Origin of the sequence: Paraburkholderia sp. SIMBA_030 (assembly GCF_046535245.1) — a bacterium.
Taxonomy (GTDB): domain Bacteria; phylum Pseudomonadota; class Gammaproteobacteria; order Burkholderiales; family Burkholderiaceae; genus Paraburkholderia.
Genome location: NZ_JAWRXB010000405.1, coordinates 1 through 276, shown reverse-complemented (window position 1 = coordinate 276; position 276 = coordinate 1). Strand labels below are relative to the sequence as shown.

The window sequence follows — 276 nt, the reverse complement described above, 5'->3', positions numbered from 1 at the left end:
CATCAAGCGCCTCGATGGCTTCGTGACGATGGCGGGCGTTTATGCGGCCCACTGAAACCGTCGGTGGTTTGGCGGGCGCGAGGGCATGCACGCACGCCTCTGGTGCTTCGATGCCCAGCCAGGGTGCCGCCAACGGCGACGCCGTGGCGCATGCAGCGCTTTGCGCCACGTCATTGCAGGGATGCGGCGTTTCGTGCGTAGCTGGCACGAAGCTCGCTTGAAACACGGCACAGAGTAGAAGCGGCTAGCGACCGGCACGGCCTTCGAGGCAGCCGG

At 66.3% G+C, this 276-nt stretch carries 1 protein-coding gene; it reads right to left on the bottom strand.

Features of this window, described 5'->3' with window-relative positions:
- Positions 1-208 (bottom strand): hypothetical protein (locus tag SB772_RS40545; protein ID WP_410838590.1); only part of this gene is annotated, 208 nt, incomplete at its 3' end.
- Between the last annotated feature and the right edge of the window lie 68 nt (positions 209-276).